The organism is Streptomyces sp. NPDC006393, assembly GCF_040628575.1.
In the GTDB taxonomy this organism is placed as follows: Bacteria; Actinomycetota; Actinomycetes; order Streptomycetales; family Streptomycetaceae; genus Streptomyces.
Map to the genome: position 1 here is coordinate 1 of NZ_JBEXZD010000154.1, position 14,751 is coordinate 14,751.

A 14,751-nucleotide genomic window follows, 5' to 3' on the forward strand; every position below is an offset into this window, starting at 1 on the left:
TGTCGACCGCATCCGCCACGGTGCCCGCGGTGTTACCCAGCCGAACGCCATCCGGGGCGGTGAAGTACAGGTGCGTCCCGCCGCTGGGGGTCCGGCTCCGGTAGGTCTCAGGGACGGCGTGCCCGGCGCGCTCGCAGAGCGCCCCGAAGGTTGCCGCGCCGTCAGGCGCGTCCGAACTGCCTTTGTGCTCGGGCGTGTCTAGGTCGACGACCAGCAGCCTGGAAGGGCCGGTGGCAATGCCGACGTTGAACGGCGCCCGCGACCAGGCGGCGCGGATGCGGTCCGGGTCGGTGGTGGCGCGCTGCTCCCACTTCAGGTGCCCATTGGTGCACTCGCCGGTGCCGGTGCACGTCTTCTCGCCGTGCAGGGCGGGCCGCTTGGTGCCGGGGCGGAGTGGGAAGACGTGCCAGCCGCGTTCGGCGGCGTCCAGCGCTGCGCGTAACAGCGCGGAGTGGAGGTCATGGGTCATGCTGGAGGTCTCCAGTTCCATGCTCGGGTGCTGGATGACAGGGGCGGCCCCGGTTCTTTGGCGAGAGATGGGGGCCGCCCTTGGCGTTGCTAGCGGTTGGTGGTGCGGGCGAATACGCCGCGGGTGTGGGTGGTGGTGTTCTCCTGCCGGACCGGGCCGGCGTAGTGGTGGTGGTGCTCGGTGTGGGCGGCCTTGAGGGAGCGCAGGGCGGATCCCATGGCGGCGACGACGGCGGCCACGGCGGCGATGGGCAGGGTGACGAACAAGACGGACGTCAGGGAGACGGCGGCGAATCCCTGGCAGGCGAGCCAGACACCGCAGCCGACGCCGACGCACGCGGCGCCAACGCCGATCCCAGCGACGGCGGTACCGGCGGCCCACGCGGGGACGATCCGGCGGTCCGGCTGGAGGACTGGCGGGGTGTCGCCGTAGGCGGGCAGGGGGCTGGTGTCGCGGTAGGAGGTGGGCACCTCGGGTGCGGGCCGGTACGCCTCAGCGATGATCCGGCGCGCCTCGGCCGTCGCCTCGGCGTCGCTCATCCCGGCGTCCGGGCGGACGGTTTCGGGAGTGGTCTCGGGGTACATGCGGAATCCCTTCCGGCGGTTGGCCAGGGAGGCAGAGACACCCCCTTCGGGGTGCCGTGTGGAGGGGTGTTTGAGGGGTCTGACCTGCGGGCCTCCCTGGCTCCCTGAACGATCATTTGTGCAGGTCAAAGCCAGGGAGGTGGGTCAGGGAGGGGTTCAGGGAGTTCTCCCTGTCTCCCTGACCCGACGGGGTGCGGCTCCCTGTCACTCGGAGGCGGAAGCGGAACCCTCGGTGTCGCGGTTGGCGAGGGCGCGGGCGACGCGGTCGCGGGCGACGACCATGACGCCGTCGGACTTGTACGGCTCGGCGCCGGCGTCGTCCAGGACGCGCTTAAGGTCGATGAACGACCAGCCGCCGTAGGCGTCCGCGTTCCGTGTGGCGAGCCGTGCCAGGACGTCCTTCGTCCGCACGCGGGGCGCGTCACCGAGGACGGCGGCGATGTCGGCGAGCGGGTCACGCTCCTCGCCCCGCTTGATGGCGTGCAGGGTGGTCACGCCGTCGCGCAGGGCCTTGGCGCGGTCGGTGATGGCCTTGGCGGCGTCGTCGTCGATGTAGTGGGTGCGCACCGTGATGGAGGACTGTCCGGCGGGGATGGTGATGCCGTCGGAGGCGACGACCAGGGTTCCCCGGTCCAGGCCCGGACGGAGCAGGTTCGGAGCGGCGCCCCCGTCGACGGCCTTGTCCCCGAGCGCCATGCGGGCCTGGGACTCGGTGCCCAGGGCGAGGGAGGCTCGGGTGTGGGCGCCCTCGCGGACCAGCTTGGGAAGGTTCTCGTTGGTCGGGTCCTGGGTGCCCTGCCACATCAGCACGTTCACGGCCCGCCCCTGGTTGTGGATCTTCCGGACGGCCATGAAGTACCGGGAGTTGGCCTTGGACCCGCCATAGGGGCGCTTGTCCTTGTCCTTGGCCGGGCACATGAACGCCACTTGTGCCTCGTCGACCAGCACGATCAGCGGCGGGAAGGTGGTGCCGGGCGGCGCCTGGATACGGCGGTTCATCTCATCCACCGCGCCTTCAACCATCTCGGTCACCTGGATCACGTGCTCATCCGTCGGACCCTGGATCAGGGTCGTGGCGAGCCCGTCGAACATGGCCCAGTCGCCCACGCCCTTGAGGTCACCCATGAGGAACTGCACCGACTTGTCCAGCGAGAGCCACAGGGCCAGGGAGCGCAGGGCCACGGTCTTGCCCTGGTTCGACAGGCCCGTGATGAGCAGGTGCCGCTGATACAAGCTCAGCGCAGCAGCGTCCCCACGCAGGTCCTGCCCCCAGGGGGCCTTTCCCTTGGCGTAGTCGGCGGTCATCGTGTCGTCGGTGACCAGCGGGGACGGCCCGATCGGCTCATCGAGCGCGCCGGAGTCGGCGATCCACAGCCGGACCGTGCGGGCGGCGGTCGGGATGGTGATGAACACCTCGTGCTCGTGCCGGGTGAGGTTCTCGGCCAGCTTGCGGCGCCGGTTCTGCACCTCGATCGTCGACACCCCCGAGGGAAGCGTGACGTCTACCTCGACGCCGCATCCGGCGATGGTGATCGGTCCGAGCATGCTCGCGCCGGCGTCGCCCATCTCCTTGATGGCGTTGCGCAGCGCCGGGACTCCCAGGTCACGCAGGGCCTTGACCACGATGGACGGGGTGATGGGCTCCCCCTCGCTGCCGCGGACGTTGGCCGGGAGTGCCCAGTTCGGTGCGGCTTGCTGCTTGCTGCCGACGGCCCACAGGGCGAGCAGGGCCAGGAACGGGCCGACCGAGATCGCGGGACCCCAGACCACGCGCACGATCGTGATCATCAGGTTGATGAACTTGATGACCGCCATGAGCGGGGTGACCACCTCGGTGGCGTCTTTGGTGGCGATGGCCATGGCGATGCCGAGCAGGACCAGACCGCCGATACCCATGCCAGCGCTGGCAGCCGCGCCCTTGGCGGCATCGAGCGGGGAGTGGAGCAGGTCCATGCGGCGGCGGTGGCGGGCGTCGCGGAAGCGCTGCCCGCGCTCTTCCCACTCCGCCGCCGCCTCGTAGTTCGCGGCGGCCTCAGCGGCGCGGAGCATGCGCTCATAGCGGGCGGCGGTGCGGCCGTCCCACGTGCGCTTGGCGACGATCCGCGCCCCGCCGGCCACGTAGAGACTGTGCCGGGCCACCGCGCGGACCGTCGTCTTGGTGTGCTCGTGTGTGACGGCCGTGCGGATCGCGCGGCCGGAGCGGATCCACAGCGGCACGGGCGCGGCCGGTGCCGGGTCGGGGACCACGGTCAGCGTGGTCACGGTGGCCGCCTCGGTGGGCGGTTCGGTGTGCTTGTGCAGGTGAACGACGTTCTCGGACATGCTGAGGGTGCTCCTGACTGCCCCGATCAGGGGCGGAAGTTAAGGGGTGCCGGAGCGGCCGGGCACGCGGGAGGGCACGGCCACCCCGAACAGGCCAGCGGTGCAGGTGCGGGTCAGGCGGCGGCGCGGACGGTGCGCGCGGTCACCACCAGCCGGAGGACTTCTTGGCGGCCTTGGCGGCGGCGGCCTCGGTGACGATCCGCTGCCGCTCGCTCTGCAACGCGGTGATCTCCGCGATCAGCCGGGTCTCCGCGCTGCTCCACGCCGACTCCAGGCGGCGGTCAGCGCGGTCGGTGCTACGGCCCCGCAGCACCCGGTAGGAGCCGCCGGCCATCGCGGCGATGATGGCGCGACGCTCGCGGCCGTCCAGCGGCCACATCTCCTTCTCACGGACTGCAGCCAGCTTGCGGGTGGCCTGCCGGATCTCTCGGTCGATCCGGCGCGTGTCGGGCTTGCCCATGTCAGGCACTCCTCAAGGAGTCGGAAGGATTGGGGTAGGCGCAGGGAGCGCACATGCCGAGCGAGGCGGGGATGACGTATCCGGCATCCCGTCGGCACTCGGGGCAGGTGCGGCGCGCGGCGTTGGCCTTGTCCAGGGCCGCTCGCCTCGCTGGGGTCATCGGCCGTACGGGCTTGGCGAGGTCGACGCGGTAGAGATGGGCGACCAGCGGCGGCCGACGGCGGCGCGGCCGTTCGAGCTGAGCGGCCACGCCCTGACCGCCGGGGCGTAGCCCGCGCGCCCTGAGTTGGCGGCGGGTGGCGTAGCCGTCCGGGGCGAGGCGCCACCGGAACACCGGCAGCGCCCCCATCACGCAGCCTCAGCGGCCATGGCGGCGCGGTCGGCGAGGATCGTGTCCCGCAGCAGGCGCGCGTTCGCCGGCGAGGTGTGCACCGCGCGGCGGATGCCCTCGGCGGTCACCTTCGCGTCCGGCCAGTCGGCCGTCGCCGTGCGTGCCTCGTCGAGCAACTGTTCCGGTGTGCGCTTGGGCCGGGTCGACTTCGCCACGTCCGGGACACGGCCTGTGGCGCGGCGCGGCCGGGTCGACTCAGCGGCTACCGCACGGCGGGTGGTCGGCTGAAGCGGAGTCGACTCGATCGCGGGCACCGGCTTGAGGGGAAGGGTCGACTTCACGAAGCCGACCGGCACCGGTCGGGGCAGTGCGGTCGGGTTGGCGGCGACGATGGCCGGGGCCGATTCCGTGAGGTCAGAGGTAGACCGTTTCGTATCGGTATCGGTCGATTCCTCCGCATTCGCGACCGTGGTTGGGATCGGCTCGGGTCGGTGGTGCAGCACCTTGGCGACCAGATCGGATCCGAAGTAGATCGACCCGACCGGAAGCGAGGTGGCCAGCAGGACCAGGGCCCAGTTCGCCGGGTCCCAGTCGGCCAGTCGACCCCAATCGACCCCACGCCCGTGCAGCTCGGGGACCAGGCCGTGCACGTAGTTCAGTACGAGCGAGGCGGCGGTGTAGGTGCCCAGCACCCGTAGCGCGAACGACCGGTCACGGCCGACCAGGACCAGGGTGGCGACCAGGGCGAGGGCCATCAGGCCGTCGACCACGAACGGGTACAGCGTCGCTGCCGTGGCGTCGGCGCCGACGGCGCCGGCGATGTCCCGCAGCGCGTTCCAGGAGACCCGAAACGCCATACCGACCACCACGACCAGCGCCAGCACCAGGAGGATGCGACCCTTGCGGTTCACCGGAACCACCGCCGCTTCTTCGGCTTCGCCTCGGCCGCTGCGTCGGCGGCAGCAGCTTGTGCACCCATCCGCTCCCACTTGCGGGCCTCGTCCTCTCGCCCATCGAGTCGGGCGAGGTGCGCGGCCTGCTGGTGCGGGGTCATCTGCCGCCACTCCGCGTGCGTCGCGGGGCGTACCGGGCGGGCAGGGGCCGGACGCCGCGTCTGCTGCGCCGCCCACTTCTGTTCCGGGGTCTGCATGTCCTTGAAGCGGCGTCCCATCAGGCCACCTCCCCCGAACCGGAGCGGTTGGCCAGCTCCCGGCGGGCCGTCAGCAGGCGGCGGCGGGCGCGGCGGATGCGCTGGGCATCCAGCTCGGTCGGCGTGCGGTCCAGCGTGATGATCTGCGCCTCGATCAGGTCGACGTCCGCAAGGATCACGGGCATCTCCTGCTCGATGGCGTCCAGTTCCGCAGCCGTCGGCTCCATGAAGTCGGCGAACGCGGTAACAGCGTCCTGAACAGTGACGATGTGGCTCATGGGTCGTGGTTCCTTTCGCAGAGGAACGGCCCGAACGCGGCTCCCGGGAGGCACCCCGGGAGCCGCTTGCCGTTGAAGTCGGAGATTCCGGCTCCCCTCAGCGCTGCTCGTACGAGACGAGCAGCGGAGGCAACCGGCCGCAGCGTTGCGACGCTGCGGAGAGGCTGAGGTCGCGCTGTGCCGTGCGCGGGTCAGGACCGCGCACGCCCGTCCTCTTGCTCGCTGAGGTGGGACGGGGTTCCCTCGGCACACTGTTGAGTTCTCAACCAACGAGCGCTGCCTTCGTACTCACCCCTGCGGGCTTTCCTCCGGGCGCGTCAGTGCAGGTCAAGCAACCGCGACTAGCTACCCCCGACTTGCTTAGGGGGGCTTGCCGCCTTGCTTGATAGGGAGCGTAGGCAAACTCATGGCTGCGTGCAACCCCCTCTCGCGATAGAGTCAGATAGCCCCCCTAGGCGACGATTGGAGAGTCGTGCAAGACGACATGGAGCGGGTCTCCGGGATTACGGACCCCGTTGACCGCGCCAAAGGCGCAATCGACCTGATGGCCCGGTATCAGAGCCACGTGAACGAGCTGTCCCGCATCCGCCGGGAAGCGATCGAAGAGGCTCAGGCATCGGGGATGACCCAGGCCGAGATTGCGAAGCGGCTCGGGGTCAGCCGGGGGCGCGTGGGTCAGCTCGCGTCATCCGGTCCCCCGCCAGAGCGTGCCTTCTTCGGCACGGACCTGGTCACGGTGTCGCTCGGCGGCAAGTACGAGGCAGGCAAGGGGCCCGACCAGAACCCGAGCGAGGTGGTGACCCGAGAAGACTTCAGCAACTTTGAGCACCTTCGGAAGCTGCTGGGCGGCATGAAGCTAGAGGCTCAGTACGAGGTGATCCCGACGACAGGCATCGTCAACCTCAACCGGGACAACCACGTCGTCATCTGCGGCCCACGCCTGTCTCCGATCGTGGCGCAGGTCCTCGAAGGGGACGACAACCTTCGGTTTCAGAAGGACCGGGCGTGGCACCTGGTGGACCAGGCGGCAGGAAAGGAGTACCGGTCACCGCAGGACGAAGACGGGTCGGCCGGTGATTTCGGGTACCTGGGACGGCTCCCGCGGCTGGACGGGAAGGGCACGTTCCTCTACATCGCCGGCATCCACTCCATCGGGGCGAACGGAGTCGTGCACTTCCTGGAAAACAACGTGGCAGACCTTTACAGGGAGGTCCGCACGCGTCGTTTCTCCACCCTGATCTCGTGTCGTTACGACCCGGAGACGCTCGAAGTGCTGGAGAGTCGACGCGTCACGCCGCTGTACCGACACGAGGGCTGATCATGCGCGTCGCCATCGATACCCAACCCGGGGGAACCAGCCCCAACGAAGATTGGGTGGCCGGTACGCCGACTCTTGCCGTCGTGCTGGACGGTCTGAGTACCGCAGGTCTGGACACCGGATGCCGCCACGGCGTGCCCTGGTACGTGGCGCACCTCGGCGGTCACCTTGTGGCAGCACTGGCAGATCCCGAAACGCCGCTTGCGGCCGGCTTGGCGAGCGCCCTCGAACGCGTGGCCGCGCTGCACCCCGAGTGCGACCTCAGTAATCCCGGCACGCCATCAGCGACGGTCGCCATCCTCCGGCAGCGAGAAAGCTTCCTTGACCACCTGGTCTTGGCGGACTCGCCCATCGTGCTGGAAGAGGCCGGCGGGTTCACGGTGCTCACGGACCTGCGGGTGGACGAGGTTGTGCCCGAGTTGCGGGCGGAAGTCGAACAGTACGAGACCCATACGACGGAGCATCAGGAAGCGCTGCGGCGGTTCGTCACCGCACAGCGCCAGACTCGCAACACGCCCACCGGGTATTGGGTCGCTGGCTCCGACGCAGAAGCGGCAGCTCACGCCCTGGTGGGCAGCACTTCCGCCGAAGGGGTACGAGCCGCAGCCGTCCTCTCCGACGGCGCATCGCGCCTCGTCACCGAGTACGGCATGGCCACCTGGTCGGAGGTTTTCGCGACGCTTCGCGCTGGAGGGCCACAAGAACTGATCTCCTCCGTCCGAAAGGTTGAAGCCACCGACCCAACCGGGAGACGATGGCCGCGCTACAAGTCCGGCGACGATGCCGCCGTTGCCTTCTGTCAGTGGTGATAGTGGCTGGTCAGCGGGACGAGTGGCTGACTCACTCCGTCTCAGTTTCCGTCTCATTCATCCCCGTCCGGGACCGTCCACAGCGGTTCACGCTCCCGGCGGGAGTACGGGAATGAACGAGGTTGAACGGCCCCGGATCATGCCCTGACCAGCGCGAACAGACCTCGAAAGCGAGTGTGGCGCAAGTCACCGAGGGTTCAAATCCCTCCGCTACCGCTGTAGAAGGGCCCCGTCCGCCGGACGGGGCCCTTCGTGCGATCATCGTGCAGCCGACGCCGGGGGCGACAAGCGACAGGGGAGGCCGCGATGGCGGTGAACGCCAAGAAGATCGTCGTCTATGTGCTCGTGGTCTTCGCGCTGTACGTGATCATCACGGACCCGGCCAAGGCGGCCGACTACGTCCAGATAGGGTTCGAGGGCATATCGGACGCCGCCAAGGCCATCGGCGACTTCATGACATGGGTCGCCCACGGAGGAAACTCATGATCCGCCACCTGGTCCTCTTCAAGCTCAACGAGGGTGTCGAGCGCGACGACCCGCGCGTCGTGGCGGGGGCCGAGGCCTTCCGCGCCCTCGGCGGCCAGATCGACGAGCTGCGCTTCTGGGAGTGCGGCTGGAACGTGAGCGACCGGCCCATCGCCCACGACTTCGCGATCAACTCCGCGGTGGAGGACGCCGACGCCCTGAAGCGGTACCTGGAGCACCCGGCCCATCAGGCCGGTGTCGCCCTGTGGCGCGAGTTCGCCACGTGGGTGATCGCCGACTACGAGTTCTGAGCCGTACGGCTGCACGCTCGGCCCCGCACCGGAACGGTGCGGGGATTTTTCGCGTCTTATGCCCTAATTCATACCTCAACACGTGCTTATGCGGTGCTTGAACCCGATGCACCTGTCTTGTGATGCTATGACCGCTTTTGACGGATGAGTTGATCGACGAAGAGGTGGCGTTGACCGTGTCGGCCAGTACTGCGCCGCCCCAGGAGGAATCCACTCAGGCCGCGGCCCCCGGGCCGACCCCGACCCCGAACCCGACCCCGAACCCGACCACCACACCGGCCCCGGAGAAGCGGCGCGGCGCCGACACCCGCGCCCTCACCCAGCTGCTCTTCACCCAGCTGAAGGAGCTCGAACCCGGCACCGCCGAACACTCCCGCGTGCGCGGGGCGCTCATCGAGGCCAACCTACCGCTCGTGCGCTACGCGGCCGCCCGCTTCCGCTCCCGCAACGAGCCGATGGAGGACGTCGTCCAGGTCGGCACCATCGGGCTGATCAACGCCATCGACCGCTTCGACCCGGACCGGGGCGTCCAGTTCCCCACCTTCGCCATGCCCACGGTCGTCGGCGAGATCAAGCGGTACTTCCGCGACAACGTCCGCACCGTCCACGTCCCGCGCCGGCTGCACGAGCTGTGGGTCCAGGTCAACAGCGCGACCGAGGACCTGACGACCGCCTTCGGCCGCTCCCCCACGACCGCCGAGATCGCCGAGCGGCTGCGCATCACCGAGGAGGAGGTGCTCTCCTGCATCGAGGCCGGGAGGTCGTACCACGCGACCTCGCTGGAGGCGGCCCAGGAGGGCGACGGGCTGCCCGGGCTGCTGGACCGGCTCGGCTACGAGGACCCGGCCCTGGACGGCGTCGAGCACCGCGACCTGGTCCGCCACCTCCTCGTCCAACTCCCCGAACGGGAACAGCGCATCCTGCTGCTGCGCTACTACAGCAATCTCACCCAGTCGCAGATCAGTGCCGAACTCGGCGTCTCCCAGATGCATGTGTCCCGGCTACTCGCGCGTAGCTTCCAGCGGCTGAGATCCGCAAACAGGATCGAGGCGTAACCGTCACGAGCGAATCGCTCACCTGGGAAGATTCCGACAGGGACGTTCCGAAAGCCCGTCAGACCGCTGTCTGCCAGGGCTGATTCGCGTATCGGATGTCGACATGTCACTACAGCGCGTTGCCGACATGTGACATTCTGCGGGAAGCGCGTTTGCCGCGGCTTCGGCTCCGGTATTCAGGTGAAGGCTGAGTTCTCCTCGTCAGAGAGCCCGGCCGCGACCGTCCCGCGACCCAGAGGGGGTGGCATGTCCGCAGACCAGGGCAGCTCCAAGGTGCTGACGCTCATGAAGAGCGAGGCGCCGTCCCCGGCGCTCGAGCCGCTCGACGCCCTCGACGACGTGGCGGCCCTCGGGGCCGTCCCGGCCCCGGCCCTGCCGGCCACTCCCACCCCGGCACTGCCGCCCTCAGAGATCATCGACACCCGCACCCTGTCCCGCTCCCTGTTCCTGCGGCTCGCCGCGCTCGACGAGGACAGCCCCGAGCGCGCCTACGTCCGTGACACCCTGATCGAGCTCAACCTCCCGCTGGTCCGCTACGCGGCCGCCCGCTTCCGCTCGCGCAACGAGCCGATGGAGGACATCGTCCAGGTCGGCACCATCGGCCTGATCAAGGCGATCGACCGCTTCGACTGCGAACGCGGTGTGGAGTTCCCGACGTTCGCGATGCCGACCGTCGTCGGCGAGATCAAGCGCTTCTTCCGGGACACGTCCTGGTCGGTGCGGGTGCCCAGGCGCCTTCAGGAGCTGCGGCTCGCCCTGACCAAGGCCAGCGACGAGCTGTCGCAGAAGCTGGACCGGTCGCCGACCGTCGGCGAACTCGCCGCGGTCCTGGGCGTGTCGGAGGAGGACGTCGTCGACGGCCTCGCGGTCGGCAACGCCTACACCGCCTCCTCCCTCGACTCCCCGGCCCCGGAGGACGACGGGGGCGAGGGCTCCCTGGCGGACCGCCTCGGCTACGAGGACTCGGCGCTGGAGGGGGTGGAGTACCGCGAGTCGCTCAAGCCGCTGCTCGCCAAGCTGCCGCCCCGGGAGCGGCGGATCATCATGCTGCGCTTCTTCGCCAACATGACCCAGTCGCAGATCGGCGAGGAGGTCGGCATCTCGCAGATGCACGTCTCCCGGCTGCTCACCCGGACCCTGGCCCAGCTGCGGGAAGGGCTCATCTCGGACTGACGCCGAGGCGGGGCGGCGGAGCCGCGGGAACGACGACATCGACTCACGGCCGTCGAGGCGCCGATGCGGGCGCCCCGGCGGCCGTCGTCCGTCCGGGCGGTGGCGTGGGTGGCCGCCTGCCCGGGCGCGAGCTGTGCTCGAACGCCAGGTCTACTTGAACGCCAGCCAGGCGACGGCCGCGACGATCACCACGGCGGCGACGACACCGAGGATCAGGCCGACGCGCGGCCCGGAGGAGGTCTCCTGCTGCCGCGCGGCCTGGGGAGCCTCGTCGACGAACGCGCGGAACATCTGGGTGCTGCCGGCGGGGTCGTAATTGCCCTGGGGGCCCTGGGTGTTAGCCATGGCCCGAGACCCTAGCGAAAACGTGGGGGCTGCCCAAGCGCGGGGGCTCTTTCCGCTGCTCCTTCACACGTGCCCGAGTCGGTGTGGCCGTCCCTGGGGGCTGCCGCCCCCAGACCCCCGCTTCGGCCTGAACGGCCTCGTCCTCAAACTCCCCCAGAGGGGGCACCCCCAGACGGGCTGTCTTGTCCACCTGCGGGTTTACGTTCGCAATACTTGCCTTTGCCAAGTTTTTGCGCCGTCGGCCACGGATTTGTTTGCCTGCAGCAACCAACCGCCCGTATGGTTGCCCCAAGCAACGATTACGGGAGGTGTGATGGCCGAGCAGGCGCAGTACGAAGAGCTGGCGCGTCAGCTCAGCGCCATCGGGGCCGTGAAGCGGGACCTGGGGCGGATCCTGCCGTCCGACTGTCCGGCGGGCTCGGCAGCCGTGCTGACGCTGCTCGGCCGTCATGGCGACATGCGCATGAGCAAGCTCGCGGAGCTGCTCGCCGTGGACATGTCGGTGACCAGCCGGCATGTGGCGCACGTCGCCGCGCGCGGCTGGATCGAGCGGCTGCCGGACCCCGCGGACAAGCGCTCGCGCATCCTGCGCCTGACGCCCGTGGGCGTGGACCGGCTGGACGACCTGTCCCGCCGGACCACGCACCTGCTCGCCGAGCGGCTCGGCGACTGGACCGACGACGAGGTCGGTCAGCTCATCCGGCTGATGACCCGGCTGCGCGCCAGTTTCGGCGACTGCCGGTCCACCGCCGTCCGGGTCCCCGAACCCGCCGCGCCGCGCCCGTAGTCGAAGAGACCACTTTCACCACCCGTACACCCGCAAGCACGTAAGCAAAGGAAGCCCATGGCAACGACCACACCAGCCGGTGTGCGGGCTCACGCCAAGCATGGGGGAGGCTCCCCGGCGAGCGCTCCGATGTCCCACCGGCAGATCATGGAGGCGCTCTCCGGGCTGATGCTCGGCATGTTCGTGGCGATCCTGTCGTCCACGATCGTCTCCAACGCACTGCCGAAGATCATCGGTGACCTCGGCGGCGGCCAGTCCGCCTACACCTGGGTGGTCACGGCCGCCCTGCTGTCGATGACCGCGGCCACTCCCCTGTGGGGCAAGCTCGCCGACCTGTACAGCAAGAAGGCGCTCGTCCAGATAGCGCTGATCATCTACGTCGTCGCGTCGATGGCGGCCGGTCTCTCGCAGAACCCCGGCATGCTGATCGTGTGCCGTGTGGTGCAGGGCATCGGCACCGGCGGTCTGTCCGCACTGGCGCAGATCGTCATGGCCGCGATGATCTCCCCGCGTGAGCGGGGCCGTTACTCCGGCTACCTCGGCGCCACGTTCGCCGTCGCGACCGTCGGCGGCCCGCTGCTCGGCGGTGTCATCACCGACACCTCCTGGCTGGGCTGGCGCTGGTGCTTCTACGTCGGCGTGCCGTTCGCGGTGATCGCGCTGATCGTGCTCCAGAAGACCCTGCACCTGCCCGTCGTGAAGCGTCAGGTGAAGGTCGACTGGGGCGGCGCGCTCCTGATCTCCGCCGCCGTCTCCCTGCTGCTGATCTGGGTCACCTTCGCCGGCGACAAGTACGACTGGATGTCGTGGCAGACGGCCGCGATGGTCGGCGGTTCGATCGTCCTCGGCGCGCTGTTCGTGCTCGTGGAGGCCAAGGTCAGCGAGCCGATCATCCCGCTGCGGCTGTTCCGCAACCGCACCATCACGCTCTCGTCGCTCGCCTCGCTCTTCGTCGGCGTCGCGATGTTCACCGGCACCGTCTTCTTCAGCCAGTACTTCCAGCTGGCCCGGGACAAGTCCCCGACGATGTCCGGCGTCCTGACGATCCCGATGATCGGCGGTCTGTTCGTCTCCTCCACCGTCTCCGGTCAGTTCATCACCCGTACCGGCCGCTGGAAGGGCTGGCTGGTCAGCGGCGGCGTGCTGGTGACGGCCGGTCTGGGCCTGCTGGGCACCATCCGGTACGACACCGACTACTGGAAGATGGCCATCTTCATGGCGCTGCTGGGTCTCGGCATCGGCATGATGATGCAGAACCTGGTGCTGTGCACGCAGAACCAGGTGGCCCCGAGCGACCTCGGTTCCGCCAGCTCCACGGTCACCTTCTTCCGTTCCCTGGGCGGTGCGATCGGCGTCTCCGCGCTCGGCGCGGTGATGGCCAACCGGATCACCCACTACGTCAAGGACGGCCTGTCCGACCTCGGCCCGAAGTACGCCAAGCTCGCGGGCGGCTCCGGCTCCGGCACCGACACCATCCCGGACATGAACGCGCTGCCGAAGCCGCTGCGCACGGTCATGGAGAGCGCCTACGGGCACGGCATCGCCGACATCTTCCTGATCGCCGGCGCGCTGGCCGCCGTCGCCTTCCTGATCACGCTGTTCATCAAGGAGGTCCCGTTGCGCACGAAGGGCGCGCTGGCGCAGGCCGCCGAGGGCGAGAGCGCCCCGGTGGACCCGGCCGCGACTCCGGTCGTCGCCGAGGCCGAGACCACGGCCGCCGAGGCCGCCGCGGCCCAGGCGTCCATCCCGGCCGGGGAGCGGGTGCCCAGCTGGGCCGCCGCCACCTCCGGTACGCAGACGGGCCCGGAGGGCACGCAGGACGCGCTGGGCACGCAGCGGCTGGCCGCGGTCGCCACGGTGGCGCCCGGTGAGCCGGCCGCCGGCTCCGGCGGCGGGATCCCGGTGCGCGGCTTCGTCCGGGGCGCCGAGAGCGCGCCGGTGCCGCAGGCCGCGGTCACGCTGATCTCGCTGGCCGGCCGCCAGCTGGGCCGGTCGGTCGCGCAGGCCGACGGCGCCTACGCGCTGGACGCGCCGGGCGCGGGCTCCTACGTCCTGATCGCCTCCGCCGACGGCTTCCAGCCGCAGGCGTCCACGATCGTCGTGAACGGCGAGCCGGTGGCGTACGACATCCTGCTCAGCGGCACCAGCGGGCTGACCGGTGTGGTGCGGGCCGTGGAGAACGGGCTGCCGGTGAAGGACGCCATGGTGATCGTCACCGACGTACGCGGCGACCTGCTGGCCACCGGGACCACCGGTGAGCAGGGCGAGTTCTCCTTCGCCGAGCTGGTGCCGGGTGCGGTGACCGTCGCGGTGAACGCCGTCGGCTACCGCCCGCGGGCGCTGCCGGTCGAGGTGGGCGGCACCGGGGTCACCCGGGTCGAGATCGACCTCGACTCCGGCGCGCAGCTCCAGGGTGTCGTCCGGGCCCCGCACGGTCCCCTCGCGGACGCCCGCGTGACCCTGGTGGACGCGGCGGGCAACGTGGTCGGCACGGCCACCACCGGCACGGACGGGGCGTACGCCTTCACCGACCTGAACAGCGGTGAGTACACCGTCATCGCGACGGGCTACCCGCCGGTGGCGACGGCCCTGAGCGTCACCGGCCGCGGTGTCGACGACCACGACATCGAACTCGCCCACCCCGGCGAGTAGTCCGGACCCGGCCCGTGGCGGGGCGTGCTCCGAGCGGAGGTGCGCCCCACCGCGGGCCGGTTTCATATGACCAATTTGCAAGGCTTTGCACGCGAATGAACACGCGAGTGAGCCGGAGGGGCGACGCCGGCACCGGCTGAGGCGCCCCCCAGGCGAACGAGCAATCGAAAGGCAGAAAACGGGATGGGACTGACCGCGAGGATCCGCACCCGGGACGGATGGGCCGTGTCGCACGCGGTCGT

The 14,751-nt window shown here is 69.8% G+C and carries 17 protein-coding genes; 8 read left to right on the plus strand and 9 right to left on the minus strand.

Features of this window, described 5'->3' with window-relative positions; genetic code table 11:
* The 8 genes from ABZ484_RS36015 to ABZ484_RS36050 all read right to left on the minus strand — a co-directional run.
* The coding region (locus ABZ484_RS36015; protein WP_358870189.1) for a bifunctional DNA primase/polymerase at nucleotides 1-469 on the minus strand (469 nt) is incomplete at its 3' end.
* A gap of 89 nt (nucleotides 470-558) precedes the next feature.
* Complete coding sequence (locus tag ABZ484_RS36020) at nucleotides 559-1,053, minus strand: hypothetical protein (protein WP_358870177.1); 495 nt, start codon at nucleotides 1,051-1,053, stop codon at nucleotides 559-561.
* Between the two features lie 204 nt (nucleotides 1,054-1,257).
* Nucleotides 1,258-3,375, minus strand: a complete 2,118-nt coding sequence (locus ABZ484_RS36025; RefSeq protein WP_358870178.1) for an FtsK/SpoIIIE domain-containing protein — start codon at nucleotides 3,373-3,375, stop codon at nucleotides 1,258-1,260.
* A 142-nt stretch (nucleotides 3,376-3,517) separates the two neighbouring features.
* Nucleotides 3,518-3,835, minus strand: a complete 318-nt coding sequence (locus tag ABZ484_RS36030) for a hypothetical protein (RefSeq protein WP_358870179.1) — start codon at nucleotides 3,833-3,835, stop codon at nucleotides 3,518-3,520.
* Between the two features lies 1 nt (nucleotide 3,836).
* Nucleotides 3,837-4,184 carry an RRQRL motif-containing zinc-binding protein gene (locus tag ABZ484_RS36035; RefSeq protein ID WP_358870180.1) on the minus strand — a complete coding sequence of 116 codons (348 nt, stop codon included), beginning with the start codon at nucleotides 4,182-4,184 and terminating at the stop codon, nucleotides 3,837-3,839.
* Nucleotides 4,184-5,077 (minus strand): DUF2637 domain-containing protein, encoded by an 894-nt coding sequence (locus ABZ484_RS36040; RefSeq protein ID WP_358870190.1) that lies wholly within the window; start codon nucleotides 5,075-5,077, stop codon nucleotides 4,184-4,186. Before ABZ484_RS36040 ends, ABZ484_RS36035 begins: the two co-directional genes overlap by 1 nt.
* Nucleotides 5,074-5,337: a hypothetical protein gene (locus tag ABZ484_RS36045; RefSeq protein WP_358870181.1), complete on the minus strand. Its 264-nt coding sequence runs from the start codon at nucleotides 5,335-5,337 to the stop codon at nucleotides 5,074-5,076. Before ABZ484_RS36045 ends, ABZ484_RS36040 begins: the two co-directional genes overlap by 4 nt.
* Entirely contained in the window at nucleotides 5,337-5,594 is a 258-nt protein-coding gene (locus ABZ484_RS36050) for a DUF6284 family protein (RefSeq protein WP_358870182.1), read from the minus strand. Before ABZ484_RS36050 ends, ABZ484_RS36045 begins: the two co-directional genes overlap by 1 nt.
* 472 nt (nucleotides 5,595-6,066) lie before the next feature.
* On the opposite strand from ABZ484_RS36050, the gene ABZ484_RS36055 reads away from it, so the two are divergent.
* The 6 genes from ABZ484_RS36055 (at nucleotide 6,067) to ABZ484_RS36080 (ending at nucleotide 10,725) form a co-directional block, all read left to right on the plus strand.
* Complete coding sequence (locus ABZ484_RS36055; protein ID WP_358870183.1) at nucleotides 6,067-6,912, plus strand: sigma-70 region 4 domain-containing protein; 846 nt, start codon at nucleotides 6,067-6,069, stop codon at nucleotides 6,910-6,912.
* A gap of 2 nt (nucleotides 6,913-6,914) precedes the next feature.
* Nucleotides 6,915-7,721, plus strand: a complete 807-nt coding sequence (locus tag ABZ484_RS36060) for a hypothetical protein (RefSeq protein WP_358870184.1) — start codon at nucleotides 6,915-6,917, stop codon at nucleotides 7,719-7,721.
* Nucleotides 7,722-8,027: 306 nt separating this feature from the next.
* Nucleotides 8,028-8,207 carry a hypothetical protein gene (locus ABZ484_RS36065; protein ID WP_358870185.1) on the plus strand — a complete coding sequence of 60 codons (180 nt, stop codon included), beginning with the start codon at nucleotides 8,028-8,030 and terminating at the stop codon, nucleotides 8,205-8,207.
* On the plus strand, nucleotides 8,204-8,497 hold the full coding sequence (locus tag ABZ484_RS36070; protein ID WP_358870186.1) for a Dabb family protein: 294 nt from the start codon (nucleotides 8,204-8,206) through the stop codon (nucleotides 8,495-8,497). The genes ABZ484_RS36065 and ABZ484_RS36070 overlap by 4 nt, the downstream gene beginning before the upstream one ends.
* A 170-nt stretch (nucleotides 8,498-8,667) precedes the next feature.
* Nucleotides 8,668-9,552, plus strand: a complete 885-nt coding sequence (locus ABZ484_RS36075) for an RNA polymerase sigma factor SigF (protein WP_358870191.1) — start codon at nucleotides 8,668-8,670, stop codon at nucleotides 9,550-9,552.
* 246 nt (nucleotides 9,553-9,798) lie between these two features.
* Nucleotides 9,799-10,725 carry an RNA polymerase sigma factor SigF gene (locus tag ABZ484_RS36080; protein WP_306190613.1) on the plus strand — a complete coding sequence of 309 codons (927 nt, stop codon included), beginning with the start codon at nucleotides 9,799-9,801 and terminating at the stop codon, nucleotides 10,723-10,725.
* Nucleotides 10,726-10,875: 150 nt separating this feature from the next.
* On the opposite strand, the gene ABZ484_RS36085 is transcribed toward ABZ484_RS36080, so the two are convergent.
* Complete coding sequence (locus tag ABZ484_RS36085) at nucleotides 10,876-11,070, minus strand: hypothetical protein (protein WP_316739474.1); 195 nt, start codon at nucleotides 11,068-11,070, stop codon at nucleotides 10,876-10,878.
* Nucleotides 11,071-11,383: 313 nt separating this feature from the next.
* Between ABZ484_RS36085 and ABZ484_RS36090 the strand changes: the two genes are divergently transcribed.
* Nucleotides 11,384-11,857, plus strand: coding sequence for a MarR family transcriptional regulator (locus ABZ484_RS36090; protein WP_358870187.1), 474 nt, complete (start codon nucleotides 11,384-11,386; stop codon nucleotides 11,855-11,857).
* 57 nt (nucleotides 11,858-11,914) lie between these two features.
* Nucleotides 11,915-14,509, plus strand: a complete 2,595-nt coding sequence (locus ABZ484_RS36095; RefSeq protein ID WP_358870188.1) for an MFS transporter — start codon at nucleotides 11,915-11,917, stop codon at nucleotides 14,507-14,509.
* Nucleotides 14,510-14,751 lie beyond the last annotated feature (242 nt).